This window comes from Paenibacillus taichungensis, assembly GCF_013359905.1.
GTDB lineage: Bacteria > Bacillota > Bacilli > Paenibacillales > Paenibacillaceae > Paenibacillus > Paenibacillus taichungensis.
The window spans coordinates 488,274-502,779 of sequence record NZ_JABMCC010000112.1 but is presented as its reverse complement, the minus strand read 5'-3'; the positions used below and the strand labels follow the sequence as shown (position 1 = coordinate 502,779).

Here is a 14,506-nt window from a genome sequence, read left to right as displayed (position 1 = left end):
TTTTACATTTCAGTCGTGCTAAGATATTATTATATGTTGGGTCGAAATTTGTAATTTTCGGCGAACAGGGTACAATAGAGAAATAGAGAACCGAAAGGATGGAGCAGAACCATGTTTTTCAAAAAGATAGGAGTTGTCGGCGGCGGCACGATGGGGCAAGGTATTTCCCAGATGCTTGCAGCCAAAGGACTTGATGTGCTTCTGGTGGAACACACAACGGAGAAGCTGGATCATGCATATAACATGATTGAGACTAACCTCGATAAACAACTGGAGAAATGGGCTATTACGAAGGCTGAGAAGAAATTGATTCTCTCCCGTATTACCAAAGTTGCTCATCTGGCTGAACTCGGAACTTGCGATATGGTCATTGAGACTATTTCTGAAGATCTGGAAGCGAAAAAAGCGGTATTCAGTCAACTTGACCAAGTTTGCCCAAGCAACGTAATTCTTGCAAGTAATACATCCACGCTGAGTTTGACTGAGCTTGCAAGCTCAACCAAATACCCAGAGCGTGTTATTGGTATGCACTTTATTCACCCGGTTTCCCGGGTTGATCTTGTAGAAATTATTCGTGGTCTGAAAACATCCGATTCCACTTTTGCAGAAACTAGACGTTTTGTGGAAGAAGTAGCGGACAAAAAAGGCGTTATGATCTATGAATCACCTGGATTTGTTACGTCCAGACTGATCTGTCTTTTGATCAACGAAGCGCTGCATGTACTGCAGGAAGGTGTCGCTTCCGCTGAAGATATTGATGACGCTATGCGTATCGGATACAATTTCCAGCACGGACCGCTTGAGATGGCAGACCGTTTCGGATTGGATTCAGTAGAAGCTGCACTCGAAAGAATGTTCCGTGAATTCGGTGAATTGAAATATCGTCCTTCCACAGTCCTGAAGAAAATGGTACGTGCAGGACACCTGGGTGTCAAAACAGGCGAAGGATTCTTCAAGTACGACAAGGATGGTGACCGGCTGTGAAAGTACTCGTAATTAATGCGGGGAGTTCCTCGCTCAAATATCAATTGTATAACATGACGGATGAATCCGTATTGGCAAAAGGTCTGGTAGAGCGGATCGGGATGGATTCTTCCATTCTGACTCATAAACCAACTGGCCGCGAGGATGTTACGGAAGTTAGCGAAATTCTAGAACATACTACAGCGATTCGTAAAGTTATTGACATCCTGACAGACAAAGAAAACGGTGTGCTTGGTTCCGTTGATGAAATTCAGGCTGTTGGACATCGTGTAGTTCACGGTGGTGAAGCATTTAAGGAATCAGCATTGGTAGATGATGCTTCCAAAGCAGAAATCCGCCGTCTGTTCGATCTGGCTCCACTGCATAACCCTGCAGCAATGATGGGGATTCGTGCGGCTGAATCCAATATGCCAGGGGTACCACAGGTAATGGTCTTTGATACGGCTTTCCATCAAACGATGCCTGAAAAAGCATATCTGTATGCCATTCCACGTGTGCTTTACAAAAAGTATAAAGTGCGTCGTTATGGAGCACATGGTACTTCCCATGATTACGTAAGCAAGGCAGCAGCTGAATATCTGGATCGTCCATTGGAAGATCTGAAGATCATCACATGCCATGTTGGTAATGGTGGTAGCGTAACGGCTGTACAAGGCGGCGTATCCGTGGACACGTCCATGGGTATGACTCCACTCGAAGGATTAATGATGGGAACACGTAGTGGTGACCTGGATCCGGCCATTGTACCTTATGTTATGAACAAGGAAGAACTGAGCGTAAGCGAAGTAAACTCCATGTTGAATAAGCATAGTGGACTTCTTGCAATCTCCGGTATTAGTAGCGACATGCGTGAAATCACGGAAGGTATGGAGGCTGGCGATGCTAACTCCACGCTTGCATTTGAGATGTACGAGTATCGTTTGCGCAAATACATCGGTTCTTATGCAGCAGCAATGAACGGTGTAGACGTGATCGTATTTACGGCTGGTGTAGGTGAAAACTCCGTTGTTCTTCGCCAAAAAGTATGTGAGCAACTCACGTATCTGGGTGTTGAACTGGATGAAGCGCTGAATGCAATTCGCTCTGGAGAACCACGTCGCATCACAACAGCGAATTCCAAAGTAGACGTTCTCGTAGTTCCTACGAACGAAGAATTGGTGATTGCAAGAGATACACACCGAATCGTATTGAATTCTCTGTAATCTAATTGTAAAGTGAATATAGCATGACAAGGAAGTGCAGGGGACAGGCATATGCCTGCCCGCTGCATTTTCAAATTCAGGATTCCAAGGAGAGATATGTGCATGAGTACGGATTGTGTAATTCGTAATGTGAGTGAGCATGTGGGCGAGACTGTTAAGATCGGCGCCTGGATTAACAACAAACGTTCCAGCGGCAAAATTCAATTTTTGCAACTGCGTGATGGAACCGGATATATTCAAGGGGTAGTGGTTAAGAGTGAAGTCAGCGAAGATATCTGGAATGCTGCAAAGAGCTTGACTCAAGAAAGTTCATTGTATGTAACAGGAATTATCCGTGAAGAACCACGTAGTGCATCCGGTTATGAGATGACGGTTACTGGTGTGGAAATTATCCATCTGACTGAAAACTATCCAATTACTCCAAAAGAGCATGGGGTAGACTTCCTGATGGATCATCGCCATCTGTGGCTGCGTTCGACAAAACAACGTGCGATTATGGTTATTCGTGCGGAGATCATTCGCGCTGTTCAGCAGTTCTTTGATGGTAACGGATTCACACAGGTTGATCCTCCGATTCTTACACCTTCATCTGCTGAAGGAACGACGAACTTGTTCCACATCAAATACTTTGATGAAGATGCCTATCTGACACAAAGTGGACAGTTGTATATGGAAGCTGCAGCAATGGCGCTGGGCAAAGTGTACTCCTTCGGTCCTACGTTCCGTGCCGAGAAATCCAAAACACGTCGTCACCTGATCGAGTTCTGGATGATTGAGCCGGAAATGGCTTTTGTGGATCATGAGGAAAGCCTGCGAGTGCAAGAGAAGTTTATTGCACACGTAGTTCAAACGGTTCTGAAAAACTGCCGTGCTGAACTGGAGTCCATTGGACGTGATGTATCCAAGCTTGAAAAAATTGTAGCTCCATTCCCGCGCATTACGTATGATGAAGCGATTGAATTCCTGAATGGACAAGGCTTCGATATTCCTTGGGGAGAAGACTTTGGTGCTCCACACGAAACGGCGATTGCCGAGAAATACGAAACACCGGTCTTTATTACCCATTATCCGGCTGGAATCAAGGCATTCTACATGAAACCTGATCCAAATCGTCCTGAAGTGGTCCTCTGTGCAGATATGATCGCACCCGAAGGATACGGAGAGATCATCGGCGGTTCCCAGCGTATTGATGATCCGGAACTGATGCAGCAGCGCTTTGATGAGCATCAATTGTCGGAAGAGGCATATCAGTGGTATCTGGACTTACGTAAATACGGATCGGTTCCTCACTCCGGCTTCGGTCTGGGATTGGAGCGGACGGTAGCATGGATCTGTGGATTGGATCACGTACGTGAAACAATTGCATTCCCACGTATGCTCTATCGTCTGTACCCTTAATGCTTAACCGCGAGTCCATGGAAGAAACCGGCTCCAAAGCCTGGTTGAATGGAGCAGCTTACGGTATGGCATCAGGGACAGCGCAGCTCCCATATGCTTTATTGCGCTATTATCATCAGCTGGGGTTAAGTGATGCAGAGGTGCTTCTGCTGATTCAATTGTTTGGATTCCGGCAAGTCGAATTCAATGAGTTCCCAACGCTTGAAGAGCTTGCAACCCGTATGGGTCTTGCTCCTGAAGGCATCGCCAGAATGCTGCAACGTCTTATGAGAGACGGGTACATTCACATTGACGAGCATCGGGATGAAGAGCGTGACATTCAATATGAACGGTATGATCTTCATGGATTATATGCCAAGCTTGCAGGTTGTACAGCAGAGGATATGGACGTTGCTCGTAAGCAGCAGCTGGACAGTAATGCATTGCGCCCGGATTCGAACAGTGTTCAAAAAGAAGAGGAAGAACGAAATATGTTCTCTATTTTTGAAAAAGAATTTGGCCGCCCGCTTTCCCCGATGGAATGCGAGACTATATCCAGCTGGTTGGATCAGGATCGCTATCAGGAGGAACTGATTCTCATGGCATTGAAGGAAGCGGTGTTTGCTGGTAAAGTGCATTTCCGCTATATAGATCGAATCCTGCTTGAATGGAGTCGTAACCGCGTGAAGAATGTGCAGGACGCCAAGGCATATACGCAGCGGTTTCGTAACGGAGGACGTTAACATCAATGTTAGATTAGGCAACGACTTCATTCAGAATAAATCAAAAACAGGCCAGAATTTATTCTGTGCCTGTTTTTTTAGATTATAGAGATGTTAAGTAAGATGTATTAAGTTCCCGGTAGGATTGACTTTTCAGGCAATGTATAACCTTTTTATAAAAAAATGAATGAATACGCAGGGGTCAACAAACAAGTTGTCGTCTATTGTAGTGGAGAGGAGGGGAGAGTTATTGATGAAGCGCGCTTAATCGAACAAATCCGTCAAGGCGATACATCCCAGATGCGCTTGTTGATCGAAAAGTACAGCCAGCATGTATACCATGTGGCTTACTCCGTATTGCGGAACGATCAGGATGCACAGGATGCAGCGCAGGAGGCGTTCATTCAGATGGTTAAATCTCTCCCCGATTACCGATCCGAAGGTTTCAAAACGTGGTTAACCCGAATTGCCTTTCACAAAGCAATTGATGCCAAACGCAAGCTGGGCAGACGAAGCGCTGAGGATATGGGCGGAGAAGAAAAAATAATAAACATGCCCGGTCGTGAAGAAGATGTTCTTGCCCGCCTTGTACGTGAAGAGCGTCAGGAGAAGTTGCGCGAGCGTATCAATCAGTTGCCTGCCCAGCACAGGGACATTATAACTGCGTATTACTTAAGCGAAAAAAATTATGAGCAGATTGCCCGTGATGCACAGGTGGCAGTGAAAACCGTGGAGTCCCGTCTGTATCGTGCCCGGCAGTGGATTCGAAATCATTGGAAGGAGGATGAGTGGCGTGAGAAATAAAAGAATGTATACCGTCCAGGAATGGACTGATTATATTGAAGGCCGAATGACTGCAAACCAGGCAAGTATGATGGAACAGGTGCTTATGGACGTTCCGGCAGCAATGGACAACTATCTCGAAGCACTCGGCATTCATCGGGAGCTGCCACAACTGAAGGACCCGGTAGGCTTCGCCGATTCAGTCATGAATCAAATTACGGAAATGCAATCCTCCAAGCCAAAGCGCAAATCGCGTTCCGGACGAAGACGTCTCTGGCTGGATCACAAAGTGTTTCATTATGCTGTAGCGGCTTGTCTGACGTTAATCTTCCTCTCCTCAGGGCTATTTGACAAGGTTGCGCCTTATCATAAGTTCCAGGATGGTGATCACAGAGGTTCATTTACGGAAAAATGGACGGAGGCAGCTACTTCATGGCTGGATCACTTCAAGCCTGGACCATAAATTAAATTTATTCGCATTGCCTGAAAAGAAAGGATGAAGACTGTGCAATCAGATCGTAACAAATTACTTGCATTCTTATTAAACCTGATTCCGGGTTTGGGTTTTCTCTATTGGGGTCGACCTGCCAGAGCTGTAATCTATCCATTACTCTTTTTTGGGACAGCTGTTGGTTCGTTTATGCTGGCAATTCTGGTGAGTGAGCGGGAATTAATGATTCTTGGGGCTTTGGGGACCATATTCTTCTGGTGTGTCAGCATGCTGGATATGATTATCGTTCTGCTGCGTGCCCCATCGCCTAATGATGCCCGATACCATGGATATGGCGCACATTACAGTGGACCGCATCAGGGGGCGGCATATCAGGGAGCGGCATATCAGGGAGCATACACTGGTCAGGAAGGTCATCTGGGACAGATGGAGATGGACATGGAGGGAATACATCAGCATCAGGGTGGTGAGTATGGTGGCCCCGAAGGGGCTTACGGTCAACCCATGTATCGAAAAGGCAGTGAAAGCGAACGATTTTTTACGATTTTGCTTTCTTTTGTTCCAGGTCTGGGACATCTTCATCTCGGACTGTTACATCGCGGTTTATCATTCCTGATCGCGTTCTTCGGTTCATTTGCCATGATGGTTTTTGTAGCTTCCATTACGAATGAATCCGTATTTCTGATGTTCTTGCTCATTCTGCCTGTCATTTGGGTATACTGCATGTTTGATGCCGTCCAGCACGTGCATCGCAAGCAGGCTGGTGAGGTATTGCAGGATCGTACGTTGTTCGAGGAGCTGGAGATGGGCAGGGCTTCTGGACGGAGAAGCAAAGTGCTGGCAACCCTGTTGTCAGCCTTCCCGGGTGCGGGCCATCTGTATCTTGGACTGCAAAAAAGAGGCATGCAACTCATGTTCCTGTTTCTCGGCAGTATCTACGTTCTGGACCTGCTTCATTTATCGGTGTTCCTGTTCATGATTCCGTTGATCTGGTTCTACAGCTTCTTTGACGGACTTCAGTGTTCAAGCCGGTATGGCCGCGAACCGTTGACAGATCAACCCATTTTCAAGGATTGGGCTCGTCACCAGCGCCTGATTGGATTCGGAATTGCTGCGTTGGGATTGTACTATCTGTTTATCCGTTTGGTCATTCCACAGCTCAATGAGATGTTCCCGGATGCATTTATGACGTACGAGATTCGTTCGTATGTGAACACCGTCATTGTGTCCTTGCTGCTCATTTTTGGCGGTCTGAAGCTGTTGTTTGGCAAGCAGAGGGGGACGGTTATCCCTAGTGCGGCTCATCGAAATGATGAGGGAGCAGACAGTCTCTTTTTATTCAAGGATCGGGATGATCGATTGTAGAACTTTACAGATTTTTTCTGAATGGGAACAAAGAAATCATAGAAAACAAGAAATTCCCCAAACATAAAAAACACGCCAAGGCCTATGTATATCAGCCTTGGCGTGTTTTGGTTGTGCAGCTTTGATTTCGAATAAATGATTGCTATTTCGTAGCACCCTTTAACAGAAGCTGACGGTACATCACTTCAAATAGGAACTCGAACGCTTCCAAATGACGTTTGGCTTCAAAAGCATCTTTGCCCCAGGCATAAATACCGTGGTTACGCAGTAAAATTCCCGGTACGTTGGCATCAAGTACACCTGGCACCAATTCAGCGATAGATGGAATATCTGCAAAGTTAGGTAGAACCGGTACACGAATCTCCGCATTTTCTTCCCAGATGTTGAAAGCCTTGATCAATTCGATGCCTTGAATCGGTACGTGTCCGTCTGCTCCAAAGAATTCACTGATCAGGTTGTTAAATACGGTATGCACGTGGAACACCGCGCCGCAGCCGGTTAAACGATAGATTTCGCAGTGAATTAACGTTTCAGCGCTCGGTTTCAGGGTTGTGGTCTCAATGGCTTTACCATGCTTGTCCACAAACAGAAAGTCTTCCGGTGTACGGAGAGATTTGTCTTTGCCTGATGCAGTAACTGCAAAGTAGAATTGCTCCGGGTCGAAGTCGCCCACACGCATCGAGAGGTTGCCACTTGTACCAGGGAACCAGTTACGGCTGGCAAACAGCGCTTTGATATCAGCCAGCTCTTCGAGGACCTGGCGTTTATGTTCCAATGTAATCTTTTCAAAACCCATTTTTACAGCACTCCTTGTGTTTGCTTCTGTTTCATATCTTCCATAATATCGTAGAAGGTTGTGAATGGGACATGGTCCACACCCAGCTCTATACACTTATCCGTCAGAATAGAACGGGAGTAGACAAGATCAGCGATTTTGGCACCTTCAAAATCCGTTAGACTGTCTCCAATGAGGATACGATTATATTGTTCTTCCGGGAATGTACGAATAACCGTCGTTTTACACATGCCGCAGCCATTCTCACAAGGAGGCTGACATGGATTAGGCCATTCAATACGTATGAATTCATCTGTGAAATCTGCCCCGTTGCAATAAACGTGATCCTGTGGAATATCGAATGGAGCGAGCAAAGGCTCAATAAAAAAGTCCATTCCGCCACTGGTGACATTGAATTCTATGCCCTCGTCCCTAACATATGCAAGAAATTCGCTGAAACCTTCTCGGATGCCGGCCTGTCCAAGGACAAATTCCACAATCTCATCTTTCTGCGAAGAAGGCAACAGAGCGAACATCGCTTCCACACCTTCGCGGAGCGAAATTCGCTGTTCAATCGTGTCTTTCATAATCGCTTCAATACCTTCGGGTTTAAAATGTTTCATAATCGCTACGATATTGTCCGAAAGGGTGATCGTGCCATCAAAATCACAGAAAATAACTGTTTTTTTATCACTTCTCATCGTTCGCCACCCCACAGATCCAGTGCACTTTTCAGCTCGGGATGTTCGACTGCATATTCTGCCAGTGGAATGCAACGTTGGGCTGCCTCGATAGCCTGCAAAAATGCCCGTCCGCCTGCCTCAGTGCCCATGGGATGTCCATGGATACCTCCGCCGGCATTAACGATGACATCAGTGCCGAAGTCACGCAGAATAAGCGGTACAAGCCCTGGATGTATACCAGCCGAAGGCACAGGCATGCTGGTTCTGACCGGAAGCTCAGGTGACAGCAATTGTTCTGTAATGGCCATATTCTCTTCCTTCGGCATCGTCACCGATCCGTAAGGGGAAGGGAAGAGCACCAGATCCGCTCCGGCAAGTCGCATCAGCTGCCCCAGCAGGACGGAAGCCGAGATTCCATAGTGTGGTGAAGGATACAGTGCACCTGCAAGCGCAGGGTGAGCCATGATTGGTACGTTGATGTCCGGATCACTGCTTAGTTCGTGCAGCACGTCATATCCGTAAGACAAGACATTGAACAACAGCGCATTTGCTCCTGCCCCTATCGCGCGTTCAGCCTGTTGTTTCAGGCGTGAGGTAGGTCCAGTTAAATTTGCGGCATAAAGAAGTTTCTTACCCGTCTCCTTGCGTGCCTGTTCCGCAGCTTTCATGCAGACCTCGACTCTTTTCTCAATCGGAGTCAGTTTGTTCTCAAACAGAATTTCATCATCTTTGATCAAGTCTACTCCACCAAGAGCTTGGCGAATAAACTGTTCCCTCAGTTCTTCAGCATCCAGTCCAATGACTGATTTAAAGATACTCATTAACAACGGACGATCATGTACACCTAATAGATCACGAACACCATTCAGTCCAAACTTGGGACCGGGGAATGCGCTGAGGAACCCGTCCGAGAATCCAAGCCGTGTCAGTTTGATGCGTCCGTCCATTGAAATTTTGCCAAAGACCGTCACGAGTAGGGCAGGAATGTCACGGCTGAAATTTACATCCGGATAACCGATGGTAATATCAGCGTAACGCTCACCTGGGGCCATGTCCTCAACTTCATGCACCTCAACGCTGATGACCTCACCCAGATGTTTCTGCATCGCCTCACGCTTGGCCTGAGGCAATTCAGTCCAACTGCCAACGGTCATGCCGACAGCAATGGACTCAGCTTTCTTGCGGAAGTCTGCACGATCATCATGCAGACGATATGTGGCTGTGCACATATTATTCATTTTAAATCTCCTTCCAAAGCAGCTCCCATCTCCCGTGAGCGCTCTGCACAGCGGTTGACGGCTGCGATTACATTTTCAAAGAAATCTCCCTCATCCAGCGTTTTTAGTGCTGCCTGAGTTGCACCTCCCGGGGAGGTCACATCACTACGGAGTTTCATTGGCTCTAAGCCAGTCTGTTGTACCATGCGTGAAGCACCCAGCACGGTCTGAACAGTCAGATCGCGGGCTTGTTGGCTGGATAGTCCGCCACGAATACCTGCGGCAATCATGGCCTCCATCAAATAGTATACATAAGCCGGACCACTTCCGGAAATACCTGTGAGCACTTCAAGTTTATCTTCAGGCACGATGGTCACGATTCCAACAGCTTCGAACATCGTCATGACTGTACTGCGCTGTTCATCCGTAATCTCTTCGGAAAAGGCAAGTCCGGTTGCGCCGAGCCCGATTGTACTGGACGTATTCGGCATGGTGCGGGCGATCGGTTGCTTACGTCCCAGTAGGGATTGCATCGTACGGATCGATAATCCGGCAATAACCGAAACGATTAATTGATCCGGCGACAGGAGCGGCCCGAGTTCACGCAGCGCTGTGGCAGCATCCTTTGGCTTCATGCAGAGTACAATAACCGGAGAAGCAGCGAGATGATCCAGCGATTGTGCAGCAGTTCCGGTATTTACGGCATAACGGGTGCTGAGCTCCTCCTGACGTTTCTGGTTGCTTCGGTTCAGCATCGTAATATCCTGAGGACGAACGACAAGGCGGGAAATTAATCCGCGCACGATGGCTTCAGCCATCGCACCTGCTCCGTGAAATGTAATCTTCTGTTGTAATAACGTCTGTTGTTCTTGACTCATATTTATCGTTCCTCCTATATAACTGTAGCTGCGATATTATTGCCGGATTTGTCCATTTCCAGTGATACGGTATTTGGTTGACGTTAATGCAGGCAGACCCATAGGTCCACGAGCATGCAGCTTCTGGGTACTGATCCCAATTTCGGCTCCATAACCGAATTCAAATCCGTCTGTGAAACGAGTAGAAGCATTATGGTATACAGCAGCCGCATCGACATCATGTAAAAAACGTTCTGCATTGCTGGTATCCTTGGTGACGATACACTCTGAATGCTTTGTGCCATAACGGGCGATATGCTCCATCGCTTCATCCAGGTTCTGAACTACACGAATATTTAAAATATAATCATTGTACTCTGTCGCATAATCTTCTTCCGTCACAGAAAGGGCAGAGGGAACGAGACGGCGGACCGTGTCACAACCCTTCAACAGGACATTCGCCTCACGGAGTTGTTCAGCCAGAGCCGGCAGATGCTCCTCCGCGTATACAGCGTGCAGCAACAAGGTTTCCATGGAGTTGCATACGGATGGACGCTGTGCCTTGGCATTAACGGCAATCTCCGCTGCCATGACTGGATCAGCAGATTCATCCACATAAGTATGACAGATACCTGCACCGGTTTCGATCACAGGCACTGTTGCATTGGCGACCACATTGCGGATCAGTGAAGCACCGCCGCGTGGGATGATGACATCGAGCAGTCCATTTAACTTGAGCATTTCGTCCACGGAGGAACGGTCTGCATCCTCAACAAGCTGCAATGCATCAGCTGGCATATCTGTTGTTGCCAGTGCCTGATGGAGTACCTCCACAATTTTGCGATTGGAGGAGAGGGCCGAGGAGCCGCCTCGTAGCAGTACAGCGTTACCTGTTTTGAGGCAAAGTCCGGCAGCATCTACTGTAACATTTGGACGTGCCTCGTAAATGATGCCGATTAGACCGATGGGCACTCTCAATTTTTCAACATGCAATCCGTTCGGACGAGTGAAAGTCTCCAGCACTTCGCCCACAGGGTCCTGCAACTCCACGATCTGACGCAGTCCTTCAGCAATACCGGCGATACGCTCCTTATTCAAAGCGAGGCGATCCAGCATCGATTCTGGCGTACCTTGATGTCTGCCACGTTCCAGATCGTCAGCGTTTGCTGCAATAATGGAATCCGCTTGGGCAATTAATGCGTCCGCCATGACCAGCAGGGCGTTATTTTTTTGTTCTGTGCTCAGTCGATTCAGCTGCGGAACCACGGCTTGGGCCTTGCTCGCTTTTTCCCTGACTTCACTCATCATAAATTCCTCCCATATATAAAGTGGAAACAAAAGAATATTTAATAGCTGTATCATATGATCCTGAGTAGTACACTCGGTAGGATTATAGGTGTTCTATTTTAACGTAATCCACTCGTCTCGATGGATAACCTCAAGTCGATGGATGCTGTTCAACTGCTTCATCACTTCGCCACTTGGCAGTCCTGCGATGAGCCGTAGCTGGTCATCATCATAATTGACGATACCACGACCGAGCAAAGTGTCATCCATACCCAGCACCTCTACAACATCTCCGGCATGGAAGGTACCCAGCACACGTTTGACACCTACAGGCAGGAGACTATGACCACCATGAACCAATGCTTCTTCGGCACCATTATCCACAACGACGGTACCGAGCGGAGTAGACATGAAGCCAAGCCATTGTTTTTTGCGAGAGAGAGCGGCAAGGCGAGTTTCGAAATACGTTCCTTTTCCGGTGCCATCAACCGCTCTTTGCATATCTCCAGGTTCCTTCACACTTCCTACAAAGACAGGTACGCCTCCACGCGTTGCCACTTTGGCTGCATCTACCTTGGATCGCATGCCTCCGGTACCTACGGATGATCCAGAACCGCCAGCATAGGCGTAAATTTCTGCCGTAATTTCGTGGATACGGTCATAACGAAACGCAGATGGATCTTTTCGAGGATCAGCCGTGTACAGACCGTTGGTATCTGTAAGAATGACCAAATGCTGTGCCTTGACCAGATTCGCTACCAGAGCAGACAGGAGATCGTTATCTCCGAACTTCAATTCATCGACAGATACGGTATCATTCTCATTAAAGATCGGAATGACGCGCTGTTTGAGCAGTTCTTCTACCGTCATGCCTGCATTGCCCATACGTTTCCGGCTGTGAAAGTCGGTACGGGTGAGTAGAATTTGTGCTGTAGTAACGCGGTGCGCTGCAAAAGCCTGTTGATATGCCTGCATCAGCAAAGCTTGCCCAACAGCCGCTGCAGCTTGTTTTTCATGCAATTGCTTGGGACGCTGGGGGTAACCAATCTCCCGGAATCCGGCAGCTACCGCTCCCGAAGTGACCAGAAGAACCTCGTGGCCCTGTTCGGCCAAGGCAGCAATTTCTCCAGCAAAAAAAGTAATGGCACTCCGATCTAGCCCGCCTTCTTCCGTAGTAAGCGAACTGCTTCCGATCTTAACTACAATACGTGAGGTCATAATTTCACTTCCTTAAACAATATTAATGATTGACCCTGGAGCAGACCGTTGGGTACAAAAAAAACTCCCGCCCTTTTAATTAAAAAGGACGAAAGTTCGTTACTTCCGCGGTACCACCTTTATTGATGATTGGATCATCCGGCTTCATGCCCTGTAACAGAAGGCACTGTCCTGTGCATCACAGGCCGCTCAGGGGTAGGTTTCGGAGAGAAGCCGCGGTAAATTCTTGCAGCCCGATGGAATTTACTCTCTGGGCGCGGCTGATCCTCTCGTACTGGTCCCGTCATCACGTTTCGTTCAATATTTCCTTATAACATACCATGGAAACTTGGCAGATGCAAAGGGGTTATGCACCTGTAAATTACTTGAATAAATTCAACTTGCCAATCCGCTCCGCTGCTTCCCTTAATCGATCTTCATCACTTAGGAGTCCTGCGCGCACATAGCCCTCACCATGTGAACCGAAACCAATACCCGGTGCTACGGCCACCTTAGCTTCACGCAGTAATACGTCAGCAAAGGAAGAAGAAGTAAAGCCTGCAGGTACAGGCAGCCAGCTAAAGAAGGAACCTCCCGGTTTAGGAGCCTGCCAGCCGATGGATGAGAGTGCATCATAGAAAGCGTCGCGACGTGATTCATAACGTGCAACCAGTGAAGTCACACATTCCTGGGAAGATGTCAGTGCTGCCGCAGCAGCGGCCTGGATGCCTCCGAAGAGGCTCACGTAGATATGATCCTGCAGCAGATTGATTTTGGAGATGATCTCCGAATTACCTAGAGCAAATCCGACGCGCCAACCCGCCATATTGTAGGTTTTGGATAATGTGTAGAACTCAATTCCCACCTCTTTGGCACCTGGTGCCTGCAAAAAGCTCACTGGACGATGTCCATCGAATCCAATTGCACCATAGGCGAAGTCACTGGCTACGACGATTTTATTTTGAATGGCAAACTCTACCGTATCTTCATAGAAGGAAAGAGGGGCAGTTGCTGAGGTTGGATTGTTAGGATAGTTCAGGAACATCAGCTTGGCCTTTTCTCGATCCTCAGTAGAGATTGCTTCATAATCAGGCAGGAATGCATTGGACTCCAGCAGTGGCATAAAAGACATGTGCGCTTTCGCCAGAGCCACACCAGACCAATAATCCGGATAACCTGGATCAGGTACAAGACATACGTCGCCGGGATTGAGCAATACCTGAGGTAACTGGACCAAGCCCGTTTTTCCGCCAAATAAAATCGCAACTTCCGTTTCGGGGTCCAGATCCACGTTGTAATCTTCCTTGTAACGTTTCGCAACAGCTTCCTTCAGAAAAGCATGCCCGCTAAAAGGCGAATATTTGTGATAGAGCGGGTTCTCAGCCGACTCCTGCAATGTTTTGACAATGTGGGGTGGTGTAGGTGTATCCGGGTTCCCCTGACCCAAGTTAATGACGTCGTGACCACTTGCAATTTCTCGGTTTACATTTTGAACTAGGGAAGCAAAAAATTGTGTAGGAAGCTGTGTCATTACATCGGATGTAGGTATGGTAAAGGCTGAACGACCCGATGATTGAGGTTGATTAGTCATGCTATACATCACTCC

The 14,506-nt window shown here is 47.7% G+C and carries 15 protein-coding genes; 7 read left to right on the top strand and 8 right to left on the bottom strand.

Annotated elements, in window-relative coordinates:
- Positions 1 to 111: 111 nt before the first annotated feature.
- The 7 genes from HP548_RS18335 (at position 112) to HP548_RS18305 (ending at position 6,884) form a co-directional block, all read left to right on the top strand.
- On the top strand, positions 112 to 984 hold the full coding sequence (locus HP548_RS18335) for a 3-hydroxyacyl-CoA dehydrogenase family protein (protein ID WP_063566802.1): 873 nt from the start codon (positions 112 to 114) through the stop codon (positions 982 to 984).
- Positions 981 to 2,186: an acetate/propionate family kinase gene (locus HP548_RS18330; protein ID WP_076288965.1), complete on the top strand. Its 1,206-nt coding sequence runs from the start codon at positions 981 to 983 to the stop codon at positions 2,184 to 2,186. The genes HP548_RS18335 and HP548_RS18330 overlap by 4 nt, the downstream gene beginning before the upstream one ends.
- Before the next feature lie 102 nt (positions 2,187 to 2,288).
- Positions 2,289 to 3,584: an asparagine--tRNA ligase gene (asnS, locus tag HP548_RS18325; RefSeq protein WP_063566804.1), complete on the top strand. Its 1,296-nt coding sequence runs from the start codon at positions 2,289 to 2,291 to the stop codon at positions 3,582 to 3,584.
- The gene (locus HP548_RS18320) at positions 3,584 to 4,306 is read left to right on the top strand and encodes a DnaD domain-containing protein (RefSeq protein ID WP_246318107.1); all 723 of its coding nucleotides are present in this window, start codon (positions 3,584 to 3,586) and stop codon (positions 4,304 to 4,306) included. The genes asnS and HP548_RS18320 overlap by 1 nt, the downstream gene beginning before the upstream one ends.
- A 162-nt stretch (positions 4,307 to 4,468) precedes the next feature.
- Positions 4,469 to 5,089, top strand: a complete 621-nt coding sequence (locus HP548_RS18315) for an RNA polymerase sigma factor (RefSeq protein ID WP_175382462.1) — start codon at positions 4,469 to 4,471, stop codon at positions 5,087 to 5,089.
- Positions 5,079 to 5,531, top strand: coding sequence for a hypothetical protein (locus HP548_RS18310; protein WP_076288968.1), 453 nt, complete (start codon positions 5,079 to 5,081; stop codon positions 5,529 to 5,531). The genes HP548_RS18315 and HP548_RS18310 overlap by 11 nt, the downstream gene beginning before the upstream one ends.
- Positions 5,532 to 5,573: 42 nt before the next feature.
- Positions 5,574 to 6,884: a multi-tm2 domain protein gene (locus HP548_RS18305; protein ID WP_343054876.1), complete on the top strand. Its 1,311-nt coding sequence runs from the start codon at positions 5,574 to 5,576 to the stop codon at positions 6,882 to 6,884.
- Positions 6,885 to 7,026: 142 nt separating this feature from the next.
- On the opposite strand, the gene HP548_RS18300 is transcribed toward HP548_RS18305, so the two are convergent.
- The 8 genes from HP548_RS18300 to HP548_RS18270 all read right to left on the bottom strand — a co-directional run bounded on the left by HP548_RS18300 (position 7,027) and on the right by HP548_RS18270 (position 14,491).
- The gene (locus HP548_RS18300; protein WP_036607600.1) at positions 7,027 to 7,680 is read right to left on the bottom strand and encodes a methylthioribulose 1-phosphate dehydratase; all 654 of its coding nucleotides are present in this window, start codon (positions 7,678 to 7,680) and stop codon (positions 7,027 to 7,029) included.
- A 2-nt stretch (positions 7,681 to 7,682) separates the two neighbouring features.
- Positions 7,683 to 8,360 carry a 2-hydroxy-3-keto-5-methylthiopentenyl-1-phosphate phosphatase gene (locus HP548_RS18295; protein WP_175382460.1) on the bottom strand — a complete coding sequence of 226 codons (678 nt, stop codon included), beginning with the start codon at positions 8,358 to 8,360 and terminating at the stop codon, positions 7,683 to 7,685.
- Positions 8,357 to 9,580 (bottom strand): 2,3-diketo-5-methylthiopentyl-1-phosphate enolase, encoded by a 1,224-nt coding sequence (locus HP548_RS18290; protein WP_175382459.1) that lies wholly within the window; start codon positions 9,578 to 9,580, stop codon positions 8,357 to 8,359. Before HP548_RS18290 ends, HP548_RS18295 begins: the two co-directional genes overlap by 4 nt.
- A complete protein-coding gene (proC, locus tag HP548_RS18285) occupies positions 9,577 to 10,437 on the bottom strand; it encodes a pyrroline-5-carboxylate reductase (RefSeq protein WP_175382458.1) in 861 nt (286 codons plus the stop codon). The genes HP548_RS18290 and proC overlap by 4 nt, the downstream gene beginning before the upstream one ends.
- A gap of 36 nt (positions 10,438 to 10,473) precedes the next feature.
- Positions 10,474 to 11,721 (bottom strand): glutamate-5-semialdehyde dehydrogenase, encoded by a 1,248-nt coding sequence (locus HP548_RS18280; protein WP_076288973.1) that lies wholly within the window; start codon positions 11,719 to 11,721, stop codon positions 10,474 to 10,476.
- A 96-nt stretch (positions 11,722 to 11,817) separates the two neighbouring features.
- A complete protein-coding gene (gene proB, locus HP548_RS18275) occupies positions 11,818 to 12,921 on the bottom strand; it encodes a glutamate 5-kinase (protein WP_175382457.1) in 1,104 nt (367 codons plus the stop codon).
- Between the two features lie 134 nt (positions 12,922 to 13,055).
- Positions 13,056 to 13,208 (bottom strand): hypothetical protein, encoded by a 153-nt coding sequence (locus HP548_RS33105; protein ID WP_217504745.1) that lies wholly within the window; start codon positions 13,206 to 13,208, stop codon positions 13,056 to 13,058.
- Positions 13,209 to 13,282: 74 nt separating this feature from the next.
- Positions 13,283 to 14,491 (bottom strand): pyridoxal phosphate-dependent aminotransferase, encoded by a 1,209-nt coding sequence (locus tag HP548_RS18270; protein ID WP_175382456.1) that lies wholly within the window; start codon positions 14,489 to 14,491, stop codon positions 13,283 to 13,285.
- Between the last annotated feature and the right edge of the window lie 15 nt (positions 14,492 to 14,506).

Excerpts from the sequence above, each read along its gene's own strand:
- HP548_RS18335 (WP_063566802.1), top strand. The coding sequence starts at position 112 with ATGTTTTTCAAAAAGATAGGAGTTGTCGGCGGCGGCACGATGGGGCAA.
- asnS (WP_063566804.1), top strand. The coding sequence starts at position 2,289 with ATGAGTACGGATTGTGTAATTCGTAATGTGAGTGAGCATGTGGGCGAG.
- HP548_RS18320 (WP_246318107.1), top strand. The coding sequence starts at position 3,584 with ATGCTTAACCGCGAGTCCATGGAAGAAACCGGCTCCAAAGCCTGGTTG.
- HP548_RS18315 (WP_175382462.1), top strand. The coding sequence starts at position 4,469 with ATGAATGAATACGCAGGGGTCAACAAACAAGTTGTCGTCTATTGTAGT.
- HP548_RS18300 (WP_036607600.1), bottom strand. The coding sequence starts at position 7,680 with ATGGGTTTTGAAAAGATTACATTGGAACATAAACGCCAGGTCCTCGAA.
- HP548_RS18295 (WP_175382460.1), bottom strand. The coding sequence starts at position 8,360 with ATGAGAAGTGATAAAAAAACAGTTATTTTCTGTGATTTTGATGGCACG.
- HP548_RS18290 (WP_175382459.1), bottom strand. The coding sequence starts at position 9,580 with ATGAATAATATGTGCACAGCCACATATCGTCTGCATGATGATCGTGCA.
- proC (WP_175382458.1), bottom strand. The coding sequence starts at position 10,437 with ATGAGTCAAGAACAACAGACGTTATTACAACAGAAGATTACATTTCAC.
- HP548_RS18280 (WP_076288973.1), bottom strand. The coding sequence starts at position 11,721 with ATGAGTGAAGTCAGGGAAAAAGCGAGCAAGGCCCAAGCCGTGGTTCCG.
- proB (WP_175382457.1), bottom strand. The coding sequence starts at position 12,921 with ATGACCTCACGTATTGTAGTTAAGATCGGAAGCAGTTCGCTTACTACG.
- HP548_RS33105 (WP_217504745.1), bottom strand. The coding sequence starts at position 13,208 with ATGACGGGACCAGTACGAGAGGATCAGCCGCGCCCAGAGAGTAAATTC.
- HP548_RS18270 (WP_175382456.1), bottom strand. The coding sequence starts at position 14,491 with ATGACTAATCAACCTCAATCATCGGGTCGTTCAGCCTTTACCATACCT.